Annotated in this window: 15 protein-coding genes and 1 tRNA gene; 10 read left to right on the forward strand and 6 right to left on the reverse strand. The window is 41.3% G+C overall.

Annotation, left to right across the window (positions count from 1 at the left end; genetic code table 11):
• Together BT127_RS11555 and BT127_RS11560 are read left to right on the forward strand one after the other, a co-directional pair.
• Entirely contained in the window at positions 1-762 is a 762-nt protein-coding gene (locus BT127_RS11555) for a class I SAM-dependent methyltransferase (RefSeq protein ID WP_318257228.1), read from the forward strand.
• 124 nt (positions 763-886) lie between these two features.
• Complete coding sequence (locus BT127_RS11560; RefSeq protein WP_075425150.1) at positions 887-1,387, forward strand: hypothetical protein; 501 nt, start codon at positions 887-889, stop codon at positions 1,385-1,387.
• Positions 1,388-1,727: 340 nt separating this feature from the next.
• Here BT127_RS11560 and BT127_RS11565 read toward each other — a convergent pair whose 3' ends face one another.
• Positions 1,728-3,200 carry a sensor histidine kinase gene (locus BT127_RS11565; protein ID WP_075425151.1) on the reverse strand — a complete coding sequence of 491 codons (1,473 nt, stop codon included), beginning with the start codon at positions 3,198-3,200 and terminating at the stop codon, positions 1,728-1,730.
• Positions 3,190-3,864, reverse strand: a complete 675-nt coding sequence (locus BT127_RS11570; RefSeq protein WP_075425152.1) for a response regulator transcription factor — start codon at positions 3,862-3,864, stop codon at positions 3,190-3,192. The genes BT127_RS11565 and BT127_RS11570 overlap by 11 nt, the downstream gene beginning before the upstream one ends.
• 275 nt (positions 3,865-4,139) lie before the next feature.
• Between BT127_RS11570 and BT127_RS11575 the strand changes: the two genes are divergently transcribed.
• Genes BT127_RS11575 through BT127_RS11585 form a run of 3 tightly spaced genes read left to right on the forward strand, consistent with a single transcriptional unit; the run spans position 4,140 to position 7,960 of the window.
• Complete coding sequence (locus BT127_RS11575) at positions 4,140-6,350, forward strand: putative bifunctional diguanylate cyclase/phosphodiesterase (protein WP_075425153.1); 2,211 nt, start codon at positions 4,140-4,142, stop codon at positions 6,348-6,350.
• 12 nt (positions 6,351-6,362) lie between these two features.
• Positions 6,363-6,851 (forward strand): LURP-one-related/scramblase family protein, encoded by a 489-nt coding sequence (locus tag BT127_RS11580; protein ID WP_075425154.1) that lies wholly within the window; start codon positions 6,363-6,365, stop codon positions 6,849-6,851.
• A 26-nt stretch (positions 6,852-6,877) separates the two neighbouring features.
• Positions 6,878-7,960, forward strand: coding sequence for a 6-phosphofructokinase (locus BT127_RS11585; protein ID WP_075425155.1), 1,083 nt, complete (start codon positions 6,878-6,880; stop codon positions 7,958-7,960).
• 62 nt (positions 7,961-8,022) lie between these two features.
• Here the strand turns inward: BT127_RS11585 and murD are convergent, their stop codons facing one another.
• The 4 genes from murD to BT127_RS11605 all read right to left on the reverse strand — a co-directional run bounded on the left by murD (position 8,023) and on the right by BT127_RS11605 (position 11,737).
• Positions 8,023-9,369 (reverse strand): UDP-N-acetylmuramoyl-L-alanine--D-glutamate ligase, encoded by a 1,347-nt coding sequence (murD, locus tag BT127_RS11590; protein ID WP_075425156.1) that lies wholly within the window; start codon positions 9,367-9,369, stop codon positions 8,023-8,025.
• Positions 9,366-10,748, reverse strand: a complete 1,383-nt coding sequence (locus BT127_RS11595; RefSeq protein WP_075425189.1) for a MurL-like N-terminal domain-containing — start codon at positions 10,746-10,748, stop codon at positions 9,366-9,368. The genes murD and BT127_RS11595 overlap by 4 nt, the downstream gene beginning before the upstream one ends.
• A 17-nt stretch (positions 10,749-10,765) precedes the next feature.
• Positions 10,766-11,146 carry a metal-dependent transcriptional regulator gene (locus BT127_RS11600; RefSeq protein ID WP_075425157.1) on the reverse strand — a complete coding sequence of 127 codons (381 nt, stop codon included), beginning with the start codon at positions 11,144-11,146 and terminating at the stop codon, positions 10,766-10,768.
• A 162-nt stretch (positions 11,147-11,308) separates the two neighbouring features.
• Entirely contained in the window at positions 11,309-11,737 is a 429-nt protein-coding gene (locus BT127_RS11605) for an acyl-CoA thioesterase (protein WP_082335019.1), read from the reverse strand.
• 186 nt (positions 11,738-11,923) lie between these two features.
• Here BT127_RS11605 and cls point away from each other — a divergent pair, with 186 nt between their 5' ends.
• The 5 genes from cls to BT127_RS17210 all read left to right on the forward strand — a co-directional run bounded on the left by cls (position 11,924) and on the right by BT127_RS17210 (position 20,259).
• Positions 11,924-13,456 (forward strand): cardiolipin synthase, encoded by a 1,533-nt coding sequence (cls, locus tag BT127_RS11610; RefSeq protein ID WP_075425159.1) that lies wholly within the window; start codon positions 11,924-11,926, stop codon positions 13,454-13,456.
• 18 nt (positions 13,457-13,474) lie between these two features.
• Positions 13,475-13,945, forward strand: coding sequence for a PM0498 family protein (locus BT127_RS11615; protein WP_075425160.1), 471 nt, complete (start codon positions 13,475-13,477; stop codon positions 13,943-13,945).
• A gap of 107 nt (positions 13,946-14,052) precedes the next feature.
• A tRNA-Trp gene (locus tag BT127_RS11620) sits at positions 14,053-14,128 on the forward strand.
• Between the two features lie 812 nt (positions 14,129-14,940).
• Positions 14,941-15,948, forward strand: a complete 1,008-nt coding sequence (locus BT127_RS11625) for a tyrosine-type recombinase/integrase (RefSeq protein ID WP_075425161.1) — start codon at positions 14,941-14,943, stop codon at positions 15,946-15,948.
• A 714-nt stretch (positions 15,949-16,662) separates the two neighbouring features.
• A complete protein-coding gene (locus BT127_RS17210) occupies positions 16,663-20,259 on the forward strand; it encodes a leucine-rich repeat protein (protein WP_075425162.1) in 3,597 nt (1,198 codons plus the stop codon).
• The last annotated feature ends 235 nt before the right edge of the window (positions 20,260-20,494 follow it).

A 20,494-nucleotide genomic window follows, 5' to 3' on the forward strand; every position in this document is an offset into this window, starting at 1 on the left:
ATGGAACTTAAATTAGGCGACGTACAAACCACTGCTCTTATTCCGCTTTCTATCAAGGCAAACGAGACAATGCGCAAAAATGCGAGGATCAAAGATAAAAAAGCGGTAGAGATCATTAAAGCGCTGAATATCGATACTGCACAGTATGATAAGTTCATGTCTCACGAAGGAGTTATTGCAAGAACTATCATGCTTGACCGACAGTTAAAGGGCATCATCAAAAATGCACCTGATACGGTTATAGTCAATGTTGGCGCAGGCTTCGATGACCGTTTTTCCAGGGTGGATAACGGCAGGATCATTTGGTTCGATCTTGACTTGCCTGATTCCATAGCCGCAAGAAGAAAGGCTTTCCCCGAACGTGAACGTGTGACAATGCTCGCAGGAAGTGCTCTTGAAGAAGATTGGTGCGGACAGGTTAAGGACGCTCTTACCGGCAGAAAAGCAAAGCCTGTATTTATAGCCGAAGGATTGTTTATGTACCTGACACTTGATCAGATACGCACATTTCTTGAAGTGCTGAAAAGCAATTTCCCCGGCGGCGGTATTCTCATCGCCGAACAGAACGGCAAGTTCATGCAGAAGAGTGAAAAGCACCACGATACAGTAAAAAATACAAATGCACATTTCATGTCCGGAACGGACTCAGCACAGGAGATCGCCAATCTGACAGACGGTATACAGCTTGTGGAAGAACACAGCTTCAATGAAGAAATACAGCATACGTGCAAAGCTCTTTGCACTGCTGCTGCCGAAAGTTAATGATCGTTGGGCAACTTTCAGATGGTAAAAGGATAACATTTGTTTTACCGTGCGGAGAAACAATTTCGGATACTCCGCAAAAGGTTATGGAGCGCGGAATAATGCATTAAGGAGGTGACATAATATGCTTTTGACAATTTTTCTTGCGATCGTATTTTGTGCTGCGATCTCACTGATGCTGCTTTCTGCGGTGGCATTTATTCAGGATACCCGTTTCTTTTCATCTGCACCAAAGGAGGCTCAGGCTGTTCTGAAACCAAGAGAGAACGAATTATTCTACGGAGCGAGGATCATCGGATGGACACTGATGCTCTTTAGTGTGCTGATGATATTGGGAGTCGGTGTGATCTCGATTTGGGACGGGTTCCGAAGCGGCTATACATTCCGTCAGTTTTTCCTGCGTTTCGTATCTGTTTTCACCATTTACAAGCTCTATGACATGACATGCTTTGACTGGTTCCTGCTTTGCAGATCAGGCTTCTTCCAGTATTATTTCCCGGAAGTGGGACCTGTTTACAACGGAAGAAAATACGGCTATAATATCAAAAGTCAGCTGCTCAAACTGTTTGTCATTTTCCCCGCAGCGTCTGCACTTGCAGCATGGATCTGCACACTGTTTCAGTGATCTTGCAGAATAAAAAAATGTGCCTATACATAATTACAGCCTTACAGTTCATCTGTCACAGAAAAAGCGGCAGAATTGGTTTAACGAACTATAAGGCTGTAATTCTTATTGTAGACAAAAAAGACATGTTGGATCTCAGCAAAAAACAAATGAGCCTCCTGGGGTAGGAAGCTCATCTGCCATGATATAGGGATTATTGGGGATTTAAATAATTTAATGTTGGGGTAAACATTAAACTACCATGAAAATCAGCTTCGGGATATTTCCCTCAGCATATTTATTATAATCTAACTTTGTGTAATTTGTGTGATAAAACAAAAAAATATTTGTGTAGAAAAAATCAACTGTTTTTACTTTCAATTTGTGCATCCTGCACATCTTTTCCGGCTATCATAAACCAGAAAGTAGAACCTTCCCCGAGTTTGCTTCTTACTCCGTAGTCATAGTTATGGAGCTTGAGCACAGCCTTTACTATGGAAAGACCGAGACCTGTTCCCACAACTTCGCGCTTGTGGTTTTCGGAACGGTAGTACTTGTCAAAGATGAGCTTTATCTTGTCCTCTTCGATACCTTTTCCCGTATCAGATACCTCGATAACAACGCCTTCGGGTTTGTTTATCTGTCGGACAAAGACCTGTTTATCGTCGCCTGTATAGTTGATAGCGTTATTGATAAGGTTGTAGATAACCTGTTCGATCTTTACCACATCACATTTGACTGTACGTTCTTCATCAGGTGTGAAGTGGATATTGTAGCCCATTTTCTCGGATATACCCTTGAAGCGGTCGATGATCTCATTCAGCTTGCTTCCGATGAGGAAGGTCGACGGGTGGAGAGTTTCCTTACCGCTTTCGAGCTTTGAAAGGTCGAGAATATCGTTTACCATAAGTGACAGGCGGTCGGTCTCGTTTATGATTATTTCAAGGTGTTCGTTTCTCTTTACCGGGTTATCTCCTGAAAGGTCGCGTATCATTTCAGCGTAGGCTTTGAGCATAGTCAGGGGAGTACGCAGGTCGTGGGAAACGTTGGCGATGAGGTCGCGTTGCATAGTGTCAACACGGGAAAGTTCCTTTTCGGCGTAGGTAAGGGTATCTGCGAGCTTTTTTGCTTCAAGGTAACCTCGTCCGTCGAACTTTGTATTGAAATCGCCTTTAGCGAGATTCTCAGCGGAAGTAGTTATCCTGTCGATAGGAAGTGAGATACGGTTGGACATCAGGAGTGAAATGATAAATGCGAAGATAATGAGTATCGCAGTTATTATCATCAGCTGTCTTTTTATGATGTTCACAGTAGAACCTACGGGCACGAGTGTAGTGTTTATCAGCAGATAGCCGTCGGGACGGTCCGAAGAGCCCTTCAGTGTTGTACCGAAAAGCACCATGTTGGAGCGGTTGCGCGGATTCACGTCCTTGCGCCAGATAGGTTCGCCGTTATTATCGTCAATTTTCTTTGTATAGATAAAGGTACTGTTATTTGGACCGTGTATAAGGCAGTCTCCCGAGTGCTCCGCCCAGTAGCGGGTACGGTTGTACTTGTCCACGATAGAGACACAAAGGTCATTTTCGTAAGCGAGCGTCTCTAATTTTTTGTTCATGACGGCAATGTCATCATTTTCATATGAATAGATGATCTGCTCTGCGATAGAGTCAACGTCATGGACTTTGCTCTGTTCATAAAATCTTTCCAGAAAAAGTATCTGAAATGTCCAGAGAAGTACGAATACAATGATAGTGAAAGCAATAAAATAAAGCCAGATGTTGAATTTCAGAGGTATTTTTCCGAAAAAGTTCCTTACTTTTTTATTAAGCTTCAAACTTATATCCCATTCCTCTCAGAGTAACGATGAATTTTCTGTATTCGCCGAGGCTGTTTCTCAGCATTTTTATATGAGTATCAACAGTTCTGTCGTCGCCGAAGAAGTCGTATCCCCAGACCTCTTCAAGGAGCTTGTCTCTTGAAAGGGCGATGTTCTTGTTCCTTACGAGGTAGAAGAGAAGATCGTATTCCTTTGGAGTCATTGAAGCCTTTTCGCCGTTTACGTAGACCTCGCGTCCCGGGATATCAACTTCAAGTCCCTCGAAAACGTACTTGTCGGGCTGCGGAGCATCAGCGACGGTCTTATTGCGCTTGAGCACTACCTTTACTCTTGCCATGAGTTCCTTTGGCGAGAATGGTTTTACAACATAATCGTCAACACCTATCTCGAATCCGAAGAGCTTGTCATATTCTTCGCCTCGTGCCGAGAGCATTATGACGGGAATGTTCTTGGTCTTGTGTATTTCCTTGCAAGCGGAATATCCGTCCAGACGGGGCATCATAACGTCCATTATGATGAGATCGTAGTCGTTGTTGTGGCAGAGAGTCACAGCTTCCATGCCGTTTTCTGCTTCGGTAACTTCATAGCCTTCAAATTCGGCGTATTCTCTTACGACCTTTCGTATATTTATCTCGTCGTCTACTATAAGAATGTGTGCCATATAATCAAACCTCCTGTGAAATATATGTGTAAATGCGTTGTTTTCTCATAAACTATTATAACATTTTATCACACAAAAGTGTACACCAAATGAATAATTCGTGGAAATTTATGTTAATTTTATAAAAAACGTATTGAAATTGCAAATTGTGATTGACTTTTTCAGTTAAATTTGCTATAATGAAATAGTAAAATAATGTGGGGCGTTCTGCCCACTCGTATTATGCGTTATTCTTTCATTTATATAAATTGTATGATCAGGAAGGAGGATGCGTTGTGAGAGGAAAAAATTCTCTTATAGCAGCGGTAGTTATCGCTGCTGCGACTGCTCTTGTTATAGCGTTTTCGATCTATAAACCTCAGTATGCCGCTATAACGCTCCTTGTTTATTTTGCGACGGTCTTTTTCTTAAGCGTCATGGTATTCATTCTCAGCAGTATGTATGATAAACACCGTTCATCAATAGATACCAAGGATTTTGTTGCTATTGCAGAACATCTTAATATAGAGATAATGATATGGGCTGATGACTATTCGTTCATCTACCTTAATAAAAGGATACGTCAGCTCCTTGAAGTGGATTATGACGGATATGACCGAGTCTTTGCCATGAACAAGGCGTTCGGACTTATCGACAACGATCCCGATCTTTTGAGGAAGATAGCTGCCAAGGATTCCCACGAGGCATCTTTCAGAGGCAAAAACGGCAATATAACCACTATTACGTGGAGCACCTCCCTTGTCAAGAACAGAAGGACTCATTCCGTTTACATCAGTACGGGATTTGACCTCACCGAGCTGAAGAAGATGAAGGTCAACCTTGCAAGTGCAAACGACTTCTTCAACGCCGCAATGGAGCTTGCCGAGATCGGTGTTATCATGACCACCGACCACAAGAAGTACGCCGTATCACCCGAAGCTGCAAGAGTTCTCGGCATCCACGGCAACAGCGTGGACGTGAATACGTTCCGCAGTCTTATACATCCGAATGACAGAAATACCTTCGATAAGGCTGTGAAGTTCGCTGACAGGAACGTCGGAGTTGAAAGCATAGACCTGCGTATCAAGCCTGTGGACGGAAGCTACCACTGGTATTCCTTCCGTTATAAGGCCATTGGTGCAACAGGCAACACGCTTCCGCTGTTCGGCGGTGCGCTCATCGATGTAAGCCAGGAACGTGCCAAGGACATGCTCATAGAGCGCCTTGCCTTCATAGACGAGGTCACAGAGATCGCTAACAGGAACCGCCTCATGGAGGTCGGTCAGGAGACATATGATACCTGTCAGCTCCTGAATTATTCCTATTGGATAATCGTACTCGATATAGACCGCTTCCACATCATCAACGATACCTGCGGATATAAGAACGGAAACTATATCCTCAAGAATTTCGCACATATACTTTATAAGTTTGTGACTCCCGGAGGACTTGCAGCACGTATAAGCGGAGATAACTTCGCCCTCGTACTGAGAGATTACGGCGATGACGAGCTCCCTGTGCTTACAGCAAGGAAGGTACAGGAGGAGTTTGCAAGACTTGCCGTTGACGAGTTCAGTGCAATAAACCTCAGCTGCTCGGCAGGCTATTCAAAAATGCCTGAGGACGGAAGTTCCTTCCTCGATGTAATGGAGCATGCAGAGTTCGCACTTAAGTCCAGCAGCGGACTCAGAGCAAGCATATGCGGTTATGAGCCAAGTATGCACGACTCTATCATCGGCAATACCGAGCTTGAAAAACAGCTTGCAACAGCTATCGACAACAACGAGCTCCAGCTTTTCTATCAGCCTAAGATATCACTGAAAACAGGACGTATCATGGGCGTTGAAGCTCTTATCAGGTGGATAAAGCCTGACGGTACGATAATCAACCCCGATTACTTTGTACCGATCGCAGAAAGCTCGCACCTTATTGGCAAGATCAGCGATTTCGTACTTAACGAAGGCTGTCAGCAGAACAAAATGTGGCAGAAAATGGGTTATCCGAATATCGTTATGTCCATAAACTTCACTTCCAGCGACTTCTACCAGAAGGACCTGAAAGAAAAGGTATTCGATGCTCTTACAAGAGCGGGACTTTCTCCCGACTGGCTTGAGGTGGAGCTTACAGAGTCCCTTGCTCTCACGGATGAGGAGTTCGCTATATCACAGATGAACAATCTCCGTGAGCTTGGCGTAAAGCTTGCTATGGACGACTTTGGTACAGGTTATTCTTCACTGAGTTACCTCCAGAAGCTGCCCATAACTCTGCTTAAGCTGGACAAATCCTTCATAACCGATATACAGAATGATAATATCGCTTACGAGATTGTTTCATCCGTCATAAGGATAGCGAAGTCCAAGCGTATCGAGACGATCGCAGAGGGCATTGAAAATAAGGATCAGGAGGAGATCCTCCGCAAGGCAGGATGTGACTACGGTCAGGGATATCTCTACGGCAAGCCTATGCCTGCACAGAAGATAGAGGAATTCTTTGATAAAACAAGATAAGGAGCATTTCATTTGAAGTATTATATCAAGCAGAAAGTTTTCACACTTAAAGACAAATTCACAGTAAAGGACGAAACAGGCAGTGACATTTTTTACGTTGAGGGAGAGTTTTTCTCTATCGGTAAAAAGCTGCACCTTTACACTATGGACGGCACTGAACAGGCTTATATCCACCAGAAGGTAATGTCAATCCTGAAACGCTATATCGTGGAATGCAGCGGCGGCAGTGCGGAGATAGTGAAGGAGTTCACACTGCTGACTCCAAAATATTCTGTAAAAGGTCCCGGCTGGACTGTTGATGGTTCGCTGACAAAGCATGATTATAATATTTGTTACGGAAGAAGCGCTGTAGCGAGTGTAAAGAAGGCGTGGTTCACATGGGGCGACAGCTATGAGATAGAAATAGCCGACGGAGTTGACGAGGTGCTTGCTATTGCGGTAGTACTTGCTATCGACTGCGCTACAAGCGACGACGGTGCATCAACTTCTTCGACATCTTAAAATATAAAGCAACGGAGGTAATTATCATGAAAAGAAGGATCGGTATTCTCACAAGCGGAGGTGACTGTCCGGGACTCAACGCAACTATCAGAGGCGTTGCAAAGGCTTGCTATGAGCGCTTCGGTGAGGACAATGTTGAGATAGTAGGTATTTCAAACGGCTATTACGGACTTATCAATAATCTTTGCAAGGATATGTCTCCGTCAGCATTTTCGGGTATACTTACACAGGGCGGTACTATATTCGGTACAAAGCGTCAGCCGTTCAAGATGATGCAGGTCATCGGCGACGACAATGTGGATAAGGTAAAGAATATGAAGGAGACCTACAAGAAGCAGAAGCTGGATTGTCTCCTTACACTCGGCGGAAACGGTACACACAAGACCTCGAAGCTCCTTTCCGATGAGGGACTCAACGTCATCGGACTTCCAAAGACTATCGATAATGATATCTATGGTACAGATGTTACCTTCGGATTCCATACAGCAGTGGACATTGCTACGGATGTTATTGACAGACTCCATACAACAGCTGCAAGCCATTCAAGAATACTTCTCTGCGAAATAATGGGAAACAAGGCAGGCTGGCTGACGCTTAACGCAGGTATTGCTGGCGGTGCGGACGTTATTCTCATCCCTGAGATACCCTATGATATAGACAAGGTCTGCGACTCGGTAATGGCAAGAAGTGCTTCAGGAAAAGCGTTCTCGATAATCGCTGTTGCAGAGGGTGCATTTGATGTGAACGAAGCAAAGATGAAGAAGAAGGAACGTGCAAAGAAACGTGCCGAGGCAGGAATACTCACTGCTACAAGCCGTATAGCTGCCCAGATACAGGAAAATACAGGTATGGAAGCAAGAGTCTGCGTTCCGGGACATATGCTCCGCGGAGGCGCTCCGAGTGCTTACGACAGAGTGCTTTCAACACAGTTCGGCGTACATGCAGCTTACATGATCGCTCAGGAGAAGTACGGCAGAACAGTTGCAAAGATAGGCAACAAGATAACTTCCAATAAGCTTGCGGATATCGCAGGAAAGACAAAGTTCGTAGATACCAACGATCACATAGTTATCGCTGCAAGAGACATCGGAGTTTCATTCGGCGACTGATAATAACTTGATATATAAAAACAAGTCCGGAAGTGGTTTGCACCGCTTTCGGACTTTTATCGTTATTTCAGTTCTGAAACAAGCTTCTTGAAGGCGTCGCCGCGTTCCTCGAAGTTCTTGAAAATGCCGTAGCTTGCAGCAGCAGGTGAGAGAACACAGCTCTTGCCCTCGGGAGTTATCTCCGATGCGAGCTTTACTGCTTCATCAAGGTGCTGTGCGTAGTGAACTCTCTCGGGAGAGGTGAAATTACCTGCGGACTGTATCATATCGTACACTCTTTTGCCCGAAGTTTCCATGCATATAACGTTTACCGTGAAATGTGACAGAAACTCAACAAGGTCGGAGTAATCGATTCCTCTGTCCATGCCGCCGATAAGGATGGTTGCAGGTTCGGGGATGCTTTTCAGAGCCTCGATCGCAGTAGCGCAGGCGGTTGAGATAGAGTCGTCATACCAGCGGATGCCCTTAACTGTATCCACGTATTCCAGTCTGTGAGAGAGGGGAGAGAATGTACAGAGTGCTTTCTCGAAGTCCTCGTCCGATACCTCGAAATAGCTGCACAGCTCGTATACAACACCGATATTGTAGTGATTATGTATGCCGAGGAGCTTTATCTTGTCAGTAGGTATGCGGAACTCACTTGAAGTACCGTGAACAACTCCGCCTTCAACGTATACATTAGCGTCCGGAACGGTTGAGGACATGGAAACTGTCATGGAATTAACTCTGTCGGGGATGATATCGTAGTTGCAGTAGAGCCAGTCCACTTCCTGTTGGTGGAGATAGATGTTCTTCTTGGCGTTGTAGTAGTTTTCCATAGTGCCGTAGTGGTCGAGGTGCTCCTCGTAGAGATTGAGGAAAACGGCGATATGCGGAGAAACCGTCATATATTCCAGCTGGTGGCATGAAAGCTCGCAAACCACGATAGTATCATCGTTTACGGAATCGGCGATATCGAAAACGGGAATGCCGATATTTCCTGCGATACGGCAGTCCTTGCCCGACTCCTTAAGGATGTGGTAGGTAAGGGAAGTAACTGTACTTTTTCCCTTTGTACCGGTGATACCGATTATCTGACTGCGGAACACCGAGAAGAAAACCTGAGTTTCAGAGGTTATCTCGCAGTTCAGCTCCGAAGGCTGATGATTGAGCACGATACCCGGACTCTTGAACACGATATCGAAGCGGTTGAGAGTTTCCTGATAGCCTTCACCGCTTATAATCTCGACACTGTCTGGTATGTTGTTGGCGCTGCGGTCGATGTTGTTAAGGTCGGCAATAGTTACTGATTTGGGTGAGCAGTATTTATTGAGCATTCCGAAGGTGGACTTGCCTTCTCTTCCGAAGCCAAGCACACAAACGGACTTGTTTTCCGTGTATTCTTTTAAATATTCTGCGAATTTATTCAAAGCAGATTCCTCATTTCTTCTGATAAGATCTTTCTGAATTCCTCGGGGAGAAGATTTTCTGTGTTGTAGGATGAACAGCAGTCGCTGTAACGTTTATCAAGTGTTTCGGGCGAGTAAAGACCGTCCCTTTCGTACTTTCCGAAAAGTTTGGGCAGGGGAGCGTTCTCGCTCTTCATTCTGCGTATAGCAAGCGATACAGCAAGGTTTACCTCGTCGATGCTTCCTACGCACTCGAAGGGTTTGTGCTCTGAGCGACCGATAAGCTCTGTGAAGTAGTCGGTGAAGCTCTCGTCATTGAGCATATCCTTTCCGAAAACCTCCGTAAGTTCGCTTTCCGAAAGGAAAGGCGAGAGTATAAGCGCTACGAACAGACACTTCGGACAGTTTCCGCACCATATATCGGGGGATACCTTGCTTCCGAGGTTGCAGCTTCTGAAAACGGGCAGGTACTTGCGGTGATGAACGAACATCTTTGCTATCTGGAACTCTGCCAGCGGACGAAGGAAGCTGAAATAGTATATGCCTGTACGCAGGTAGTTTTCCTCGTAGAATCGGAAGTCCTTCTCGAACTCAAAGCTCTTTGAGTACTGGTGATTTACGTCCTGACCTGCAACGGTGCTTTCGTTAGCGCTGTCCTCATTTGAAAGGACAATGTACGCAAGACGGTTCAGGTAAGCGGTTATCTCTGCCGAGAATGCGACAACTGACGAGAAAGGCGTATGACCGTTAAGGAAGCCTTTTGAGTTAAGGTCCACAAGTGAGCGGTCGAAGTTTCTCTTAGCGGTTATCAGTGCAGAGTCGGGGAGACCTGCTGTGGATACTGTGGCACTTATGGAAGCTCGCTTGTTTATAGCATAGCACTTGCATTCCTTGCCTGCCTGAACGAGTGTTTCGAGGGTGAGGGCGGAGTCCTTTCCGCCGCCGATAGGTACAAGACATCCGCTGAGAGACGGCATTTCCTGTTCTGTACCGGCTGGTTCTGTACCCTTTACAACTACCTCCACCAGTGAATCCTGATCTGTAGTTATGCCGTTTACGTAGAAGAACTCGCCGAGACCGAGATACCATAGTTTCTTCCACCATTTTATCTGTACCTCGTCCAGAGTGCCGCACTCCACGATGAATTTAGGAGAGCAAGCGGCTTTCCAGTAGCTTACGGCTTCAGCCATACCCATAGAGAATGCGAGACGACCGAAAACAGGATCGTTTTTTACACTGATGCTTTCGGGCTTAGGAAATTCCCATGAGGGCGTGAACTGAGCGAGTCCGTCGATAGAGAAAACGAAGTTGATCTTCACCGAATCATCGGACTCAGTAATGCTGTATGATCTATAAGTAAAGGTCGGATATTCTGATCTTAACTTGCTGAATTTATCCATTATATCCTCCGTAGGTGTCATTTTTGTGCTTCTTCCAGTTTATGGAAGTGAGCTTTGATGAGAGCGAAGGTCTCATCGGAAAGGTCGTGCTCGACCTTACAGGCGTCCTCGAGAGCAACATCCTTGCTTACTCCCAGGAACATGAAGAATGCGGAAAGAGTCTCATGTCTGTCATAAATGCGAACTGCAACAGACCTTCCTGCATCTGTAAGTGTGATATGGTTATCGCTGTCTACATTAACAAGACCTTCATCCTTCATTTTCTTGAGGATTATCGATACTGTAGGTCTTGAATAACCGAGGTACGAGCAAATATCGATCGCGTGGACATCGGGCTGAGCCTTGGAAAGGATCAGGATAGTTTCCAGATAATTTTCTACTGCTTCAGTAATAGCCATAGATATTCTCCTTTATAACAAAATGCATGTATGCGATACAACATGCGCTATAATAATCATTATACATTATATACAGCGCAATTACAAGTGTTATTTGTAAAAATTAACATAAATTAAACAAATTAAAGTAAATTCGTTCTATGCGGATGTAAGCGTGTACTATCAGACCTCAACGCCTACCTGTTCGGCAAATACAGCATAGACTTCGGGATAGGTGCGCTTTGTACGTACAGGCTTAAGATCGTTGTCGGTAAAGCAGTGGGAGGAACGTCCTTCGGCACAAACCGCACCGTCTTCACAGCAGACCACTTTGTATCTTACATCGAGAGAGACTCCGTTGAATTTCTCTATGCAGTAGTGTACCTCAAAGCTGTCACCGAAGCGCAGGGGACGTTTATAGCTGCACTCCACAGAGAGAACAGGCATCATAAGTCCGAGGGACTCGATGCGGCTGAAAGGCATACCTGCCTGTTCAAGGAAGTCGACTCTTGTCTCTTCAAAGATACGGATGTAGTTTGAGTGGTGCATTATTTGCATCTTATCTGTTTCGTAATAGTAAACTTTTCGTGAATATGGGTATAATTTCTTCAAAAACCTCTTCCTTTCTTGAAAAAGATGTGATATAATAGTGATATCGCATCTTATGGTTAAGTAATTGTTTTACGATATGAATAATTTATTTTTATAGTATATCTAATATTATTTCTGCTTAGTTACTGCATTAAACTCTATTATATCACATCTGCTGAAAAAATACCAGTGCTGTGAGGTGAAAAAATGATAATCAAATTGCTGAGACGTCTTTTCGGACGTAACGCTATGTCAGTCATCCTCCTGGTGTTCCAGATCGTCTTTCTGTTGATAGCTGTGTATTCTATCGGCGAAAGATTCTATCTTGTCTATCTGATGCTGATAATACTCGATGCTGTTCTTGTCGTTTATCTCATGAATAAAAGCGAACCTGATTCCTACAAAATGGCTTGGATCGTTCTTATAAGTATCCTTCCTCTGTTCGGCGGAGTTGCTTACCTCTATGTCAAGCAGACTCAGAAATTCCCGAAGGCTAAGGATGCGGAATATCAGAAGATCATCAAGAATCATCTTGTTCAGGATAATGACGTTATAAACGAAATAAAAACAGCTTCCCCTGACTATTCCAACCTTTCGGGCTATGTGTATAACAGTGGACTCTATCCCGTATACAGGAACCGTTCAGCGGAATATTTCCCCCTTGGCGAGATACAGTTCGAGGCTATGCTCAGAGAACTCGAAAAAGCCGAAAAATTCATCTTTATGGAGTATTTCATAATTTCAAAGGGGTATATGCTCGATAAGGTGTCAGAAGTGCTGATGCGCAAGTCGAGAGAGGGCGTTGATGTAAGACTCCTTTATGACGGTATCGGTACAGGTCTGAGGAGCAATTCGCTTCCATTTCGTGAACTTGAAGAGAGCGGTGTTAAATGCCGTGCGTTCAATCCGTTTACGCCATTCCTCTCTTCGATTCAGAATAACAGGGACCACAGAAAGATCATCGTTATCGACGGTAATGTCGCCTTCAACGGCGGTACTAACCTTGCAGATGAATATATCAACAGAAAAGAACGCTTCGGTCACTGGAAGGATACTGCTCTTATGATAAAGGGCGAAGCGGTCTGGAATTACACCGTGATGTTTTTACAGCTTTGGGATGTGCGCAGTGGTTCTGGTGACGACTGTCAGCAATACTTCCCAGATGTTAGCAGCTTTGCAGATGTACCCTTTGACGGCTATATCCAGCCTTTCTCGGATTCTCCGCTGGATAACGAACCCGTCGGTAAGCTTGCTTACATGGAGCTGATAAATAACGCAAGAGAGTATGTTTATATAACAACTCCGTACCTTATCCTCGACGAGGAAATGAAAAATGCGCTCGTTTTTGCCGCAAAGAAGGGGGTGGATGTAAGAATAATAACTCCGCATATTCCTGACAAATGGTATGTTAACATGATAGCTTGGAACAACTATCCTAAGCTGATAGGATCGGGAGTGAAGGTATACGAATATACCCCCGGTTTTATCCACGCAAAGGGCTGTATTGCAGATGATAAAACTGCTGTTATCGGTACGATAAATCTCGATTACAGAAGCTTCTATCTGCATTTCGAGTCCGCTGCAATTATGTACGGATGCGCAGCGATCGGGGATATGAAGCAGGATTTCGATGACACGGTCAGGGTTTCACACCTTGTAACGCTTGACGATTGTAAAAACAGACCGCTGTTTAAAAAAATATCGGGAGACCTGCTTAATATGTTCGCTCCGCTTTTGTAAAAAATTGGAGGATTTACTATGTTGAAAATGAATGAGTCAATGCATCGCCTGTACGATCAGCATAAAAATGCAAGCGTAAGCAGGCTTCATAAGATCGACGTTAATCACGCTATTAAGAAGCTCTTCAAAAGCATAAGCTATGAACACGGATGTATCCTTACGGGACAGAACGATGAGGGAACTATTGCATCCCTTATGGATATGTTCGGCGATTATACAGGCGCTGAAGCAGGTGCAAACGAATTCAGGATCCATGAACAGCTTTGGTTCAAAACGGATTTCTCGGATATTGTCCTTTTTGTGGACGAGTTTGAAAAAAGGATTGCTCAGGAATACCCTAAGCTTCGTATAGAAACTCTGCTTTCTGTCGATGAGGGTGGCGAGGCTGTTTTCAGATTCTATCAGAATCGTCCCGAGGAACTTGAATATTGCCGCGATATTGGCAATTCTTGCAACGCTGTAAGGATCAATACCCTCTATACAGAATAAAAACTTTTGTTAAAATAAAAAAATATTCTGTGAACGGTTGACAACATCGTGAGTTTGTGTTATAATATTTTATGTTGTGAGTTACGAATCTGATTCACAACATAAATAGGGGTATAGCTCAGTTGGTAGAGCAGCGGTCTCCAAAACCGCGTGCCGAGGGTTCAAGTCCTTCTGCCCCTGCCAATACAATAACTACTCAGAATGCAATAATTGTGTTCTGAGTACTTGTTATATTACAATAAAAATTGCGATTTGACAGCTCCTGTCTACTCTCGATAACATTTACGCTATTTCACATCATGTTATCGCATTACTTACAGCTTACGGCTCGTGAAACCTTGACTTAGCAAACATTAGTGTTTATTCAGCTTTGCTGAACAGGTTCACATCGTGGCTCGTTCCCCCGACTCATCCTCTCCTCGATTGGTTACGGATTGAAAAAGAGTAAAGGTAGCAGCAAGTAAACTCGCTTCAAATCTTGATATTCAATTATCAAGGTTAATGCAAATAAAATATCAAGCCCTTCAGACATGGTAGGACATACTGAAAGGCTTGACAAGCTCTATTACAAATGTTATAATGTAATGTAAATGACCATTGCATCACAACACGAAATAGCATTCTCACTAAGTCATTCAGATGTTCCTGCATCTGTCTGATTACGAGGCGTAGTCAGTCGCCAAACTGTCTATGCCTTGTGGGGGTGCTTTTATTTTATTGGTATTTATTATAACACTTTTATTTTAGTTTGTCAACTGCTTTCACTAAAAAACTCTCGATTTTTTTCGGGAGTTTTTTTATGCCTATGGTTATATTTATGATAAAGCATTATTATATCTTGCTTTTTTCAAAAAATATGATAGAATATTTAAGAAGGGGGAATTGATACGGAAAATATAATATCACTGCTTAATAATGACAATGTAGAACGAGTTATTTTAGAAAAAGCTGAAATTACTGATTTTAATACAGATCCCAATAAGCATGTTATTAATATGAATATAAAAATCTGTTTAAAAAGCGATAGAGAAGATTCTAAAGATGCTGTAACAATTGAGGAATATATATTGAATTGGCTGAATACTGTTAAAATCAACGAATTGAAACCAACGAGTTTTGATAGGAAGGAACAAACTATTCAGTATCAGATCCTTCCATATATTGGTAAAATCAGGTTGTCCGATTTAAAATCCGAAGATATTCAATTTATGATAAACGATTTAAAGGGTAAATATTCGTATTCTACTATAAAGAAGGCGTATGAATGTATTAATTCTTGTTTGAAATATGCTGTCAAGAGACATGATGTATCGTTTAATGCGGCAGAAGGGTGTACAATACCAAAAGCGCTTATGAATGGTTCTGATGATAAGATCAAATTTTTCTCGGATGAAGAAATGAAAAGAATCGAGTGTGAAGCTGTTAGGTGCTATAAAAATGGCAACAGGATATACAGAATGGGAGAAATTATAATTTTTCTTGTTAATACGGGGATGAGAATTGGTGAGGCTCTTGCTCTGGAATGGTCAGATATTAATTTTGATTCTGGTACAGTTCAGATAAGGAAAAACGTTGTTCTTGTGAAAGACAGAGATGAGAATAGGGGGAAGTCGTATAAGTACATAAAACAGAATCCAAAGACAAGAAGCGGAAGCCGAATCGTTCCACTAAATAAAGCGGCTACGCAAGCATTGATCAGCCTTAGAGGAATAAACGGTAAATTTAAATATGTATTTGCTACAAAAACGGGAAAAAGAATTCATCCGCGAAGTATCGACAGGATGTTCAGATGTATATTGAAAAAAAGCGGTCTTGAAGGAGTTGGAGTTCATAGTCTTAGACACACTTTCGCAAGCAGATTATTTGCAAAGGGCGTGGATGTAAAAACAGTCAGTGATCTTCTGGGCCATTCAGAAGTTGGGGTAACATATGATACTTATATTCACTTGATTCAGGAACAGCATGTTATAGCTGTCGAAACGTTAGAAAATGTGCTATTATAGCACAAAAAAATCTTAATAAAAACTCTCCTTTAGCGGAGAGTTTTCTTTATTTGGCTATTTATCGCTAAATAACTGCTGTTTACACAGTTTTGTAAGGAGAGTAAAAAAGTTCCACACTTTTTGTTTTTACTTTCGATTGAAAATGATGTATTATATAGTTACAGAAGAACGAAAGCTAAAGATAAGGTATCAGTAAGAGATGCTGGCACTGAATGGAGGGTGTTTTTATGGAGAGAAATAACGTTATCGGTATCGTACTGATATTTAAGCATCAAATGATGGTAGAGATGTCTTTGATTTTGACCAGTTTGAGATCGCCAATAATCTTTTATCATTTGGTACATCTGTTAAAGTTGTTTCTCCACCAAAGGTTATTGAAAAACTGACAGAGAGAATAAAAATAGGTTATATTTAAGGAAACTATTAAATTATAAGCTTAGTTTTACAGCTATTTCGGAATGAACGGAATAGCTGATTTTTTTCCATTGCAAGAAGCGCCAAATATAGTTTTTCAAATAAGAGAAATGATCACTTCTTTAGGATGTTGTATTATTTAAACATGATAAAACTGATTGTATATTTTACCTGTGCATCTTTTACAGCGTAAAAGTGCTTGGATTGTGCAAGGTGCAGAAATAGGTATGTGTGCATTGATTTTAGCTATTACTTGATGTATAATTATTTTATCAATTAATCTCTACAGGAGGATGAAAAATGAAATTTAATAAATTAATTGCGGCATTCCTTGCGTTGTCTGTTGTCTGCGGAGGAATTACTCCCTTTGCAACAGAAATGTCTGAGTTTTCGCTGACGGCTGTTGCGACAGACGCTGTTAACAGCGGAAAACTTGGTGACAACATCACATATACTATCGACAGTGAAGGAATTCTAACCATCAGTGGTACAGGAAACATGTATGATTATGATTTGCTTATCTCTGTTTCACCATTGAAGTCTAAAGCCAATATAATAAAATCAGTTATAATTAACAATGGTATTACTAGCATCGGAGAAACTGCTTTTAAAGAATGTACTTCTCTTAAATCAATAACCATTCCAGATTCTGTTACAAGTATTGGGGCGAATGCATTTAATAGCTGTTCGTCCCTTAAAGAAATAACCATTCCAGATTCAGTTACAAGTATTAGATATGGGGCGTTTTCTGGTTGTTATTCTCTTGAATCAGTAAATATTCCTGCTTCTGTTACGAGTATTGAATTTGGTGTATTTAGTTCTTGTCATAACCTTAAATCAATAACTATTCCAGATTCAGTTACAAGTATTGAAAAAGATGCATTTGCAGGGTGTTCCTTTGAATCAATATATATTCCAGATTCTGTTACAAGTATTGGTGATAGTGCATTTGAAGGGTGTTCTTCCCTTGAATCAATAATTATTCCAAATTCCGTTACTAGTATTGGAAAAATGGCATTCAATGGAACAAAATGGCTTGATATTAATACTAATAAAACTCCGTTGTTTGTGGTCAATGGCATTCTTATTGACGGAACAAAATGTGGAGTTTATGTAACGATTCCTGATTCAGTTACAAGTATTGGTGATAGTGCGTTTAAAAATCGTACATTGATTAAATCAATAACTATGCCCGACTCAGTTACAAGTATTGGTGAAAGTGCATTTGAAGGATGTTCTTCACTTGAATCAACTAATATCCCAGATTCTGTTACTAGTATCGAGGCGAATGCGTTTAATAGCTGTTCGTCCCTTAAGGTATTAACTATTCCAGATTCCGTTACTAGTATCGGAAAAGGTGCGTTCAGTAATTGTAAATCGCTTACTTCAATAACTATTCCTGATTCTATTACAAGCATTGAATCATCTGCGTTCAGTAACTGTTCTTATCTTAAGTCTATACTTATTCCTGATTCAGTTACCAGCATTGGAGCTAATGCGTTTTCTGGTTGTTCTTCTCTTAATTCAATAATTATTCCAGATTCTGTTACAAGCATCGGAGGATATGCGTTTTATAAAACAAACTGGCTTAAAGAAAAAACTGCAACTAATCCTTTAATTGTTGTCAATGGCATACTTATCGACGGAACAAAATGCTCAGGTGATGTAGTTATTCCTGATTCTGTTACAAGCATTGGTGATAATGCATTTTCTGTTCATTCTAACTTCAAATCAATTACTATTCCAGATTCTGTTACAAGTATTGGAAAGAGTGCGTTTTCTGATTGCTATTATCTTGAATCAATTACTATTCCAAATTCCTTAACAAACATTGGAGCATCTGCATTCAGTAATTGTAAGTCTCTTAAAGAAATAACTATTCCAGATTCTGTTACAAGTATTGGGGATAGTGCTTTTAAAGGGTGTTCTTCCCTGGGATCAACTAATATCCCAAATTCTGTTACAAGTATTGAATATGGTGTGTTTTCTGGCTGTTCATCCCTTAAAGAAATAACTATTCCAGATTCTGTTACAAGTATTGGGGGTGGTGTGTTTTCTGGCTGTTCATCCCTTAAAGAAATAACTATTCCAGATTCCGTTACAAGTATTGGCCATGGTGCTTTTAAAGACTGTCATAACCTTAAATCAATAACTATTCCAGATTCTGTCACTAAAATTGAAGGAAGCTTAGGTTCAGTCGAACCGTCTAGAGGTGGTGCGTTTGAAAATTGCACTTCTCTTGAGACAATAATTATTCCAGATTCTGTGACGAGTATTGACAATGATGTATTTTCCGGTTGTTCTAACCTCAAATCAATAACCATCCCAGATTCAGTTACAAGCATCGGAAAAAGTGCGTTTAATAATTGTTCATCTCTTGAATCAATAACAATTCCTGATTCAGTTATAAGAATTCATAATAAAGCGTTTTCTGGTTGTTCTTCCCTCAAATCAATATTAATTCCTGACTCTATAACGAACATTGAAGAGAATACTTTTTCTGATTGTACTTCTCTTGAATCAATAATTATACCAGATTCTGTTTCAAGTATTAATAATGAAGCATTTTCTGGTTGTACTTCTCTTGAATCATTAATTGTTCCTGATACAGTTAAAAGTATAGGATCTAGTGCATTTGAAGGATGTTCTTCTCTTGAATCAATTAATATTCCAGATTCCGTTATAAATATTGGAGAAATGGCATTTAATGGAACAAAGTGGCTTGATGAGAATACTGATAAAACTCCATTGTTTGTTGTTAATGGCATTCTTATCGACGGAACAAAATGTTCTGGTGATGTAATAATTCCAGAGTCTGTAACGAGTATTGGTGCTCTAGCTTTTATCGGTTGTGATGCGTTATTATCCATGGCTATTCCAGATTCTGTAACTAGTATTGGAGAAAGTGCATTTAAAAACTGTACTTCTCTAGAAACTATAAACATACCAGATTCTGTTTCAAGTATTAATAATAAAGCATTTTCTGGTTGTACTTCTCTTGAAGCCATAATTGTTCCTGACACAGTTACAAGTATTGGTGAAAGTGCATTTGAAGGATGTTCTTCTCTTGAATCAATTAGTATTCCAGATTCTGTCACGAGCATTGGAGAGGGTACGTTTAGTGAGTGTACTAACCTCAAATCGATAACTATTCCAAATTCCATTTTAAGCATTAAGAATCGTGTGTTTTTTAAGTGTTCTTCTCTTAAGTCATTGATTATTCCCGATTCTGTTACTAGTATAGGAAGCTATGCGTTTTATGAGTGTTATTCTCTTGAATCGGTAACCATACTGAATCCCAAATGTATAATATACGACTATCCAACAACTATAGAAATACTCAATGGTGTAATAAAAGGCTATTCTGACTCTACAGCACAAGCTTATGCTGAAAAATACTATAGATTTGAATCTCTTGGAGAAGCACCTGTTTCTGCAACCGAACCTGTTACAACAACAATTTCTGTAACCACAACTACTACCACAGTGAATAAACTTGCCACTACTACAATATCTTCAAAAACAATTGAGTCCAAAACTACAACTGCGGAACCTTCAGGAATATCATCTCAACCGGTGACAACTATTGATAATTCATCGACCGCACTTGAAACGACTTTACCGATAGCTTCATCTACAACACCAGAAAAACTTGAAGCAGAGTCTGGAGACCTTAACGGTGATGGGAAAATAGATGCAAACGATGCAACGCTCGTTCTCGTTAACTACTCACTGCTGTCAACTGGAGAACCGATACAGCTTACGGAAGCTCAACAGAAATCTGCAGACGTCAACGGCGACGGGAAAATAGATGCTTCGGATGCAACTCTGATTCTTCAGTACTATTCGTATCTCTCTACAGGTGGAGATATGGATTTCAAATCATTTATAAAATAAAGCCGTTGATATTTGTATCAATGTAGAAAAAGGCTCCCTTTCAGATTAAATCTGTCAGGGAGCTTTTTATGAAAGTGGTGTATATGTCTTTATTTAATGCTATTTTTTAACGCATACAGAGAATAAGAATGGATTATATTTAATTTACGTTTATAACTGGCATCAGGAATATTCATAAAACCTCTCCGATGAAGGAGAGGCTTTATAGTTTGTATTATTGAAATAATTATCAATA

This window comes from Ruminococcus sp. XPD3002, from assembly GCA_900119535.1.
GTDB lineage: Bacteria > Bacillota > Clostridia > Oscillospirales > Ruminococcaceae > Ruminococcus > Ruminococcus flavefaciens_H.

Bases quoted from the DNA above. Each gene is read 5' to 3' on its own strand.
- BT127_RS11555 (WP_318257228.1), top strand. From the start codon at position 1: ATGGAACTTAAATTAGGCGACGTACAAACCACTGCTCTTATTCCGCTT.
- BT127_RS11560 (WP_075425150.1), top strand. From the start codon at position 887: ATGCTTTTGACAATTTTTCTTGCGATCGTATTTTGTGCTGCGATCTCA.
- BT127_RS11570 (WP_075425152.1), bottom strand. From the start codon at position 3,864: ATGGCACACATTCTTATAGTAGACGACGAGATAAATATACGAAAGGTC.
- BT127_RS11585 (WP_075425155.1), top strand. From the start codon at position 6,878: ATGAAAAGAAGGATCGGTATTCTCACAAGCGGAGGTGACTGTCCGGGA.
- BT127_RS11595 (WP_075425189.1), bottom strand. From the start codon at position 10,748: ATGGATAAATTCAGCAAGTTAAGATCAGAATATCCGACCTTTACTTAT.
- BT127_RS11600 (WP_075425157.1), bottom strand. From the start codon at position 11,146: ATGGCTATTACTGAAGCAGTAGAAAATTATCTGGAAACTATCCTGATC.
- cls (WP_075425159.1), top strand. From the start codon at position 11,924: ATGATAATCAAATTGCTGAGACGTCTTTTCGGACGTAACGCTATGTCA.
- BT127_RS11615 (WP_075425160.1), top strand. From the start codon at position 13,475: ATGTTGAAAATGAATGAGTCAATGCATCGCCTGTACGATCAGCATAAA.
- BT127_RS11625 (WP_075425161.1), top strand. From the start codon at position 14,941: ATGAATATAAAAATCTGTTTAAAAAGCGATAGAGAAGATTCTAAAGAT.
- BT127_RS17210 (WP_075425162.1), top strand. From the start codon at position 16,663: ATGAAATTTAATAAATTAATTGCGGCATTCCTTGCGTTGTCTGTTGTC.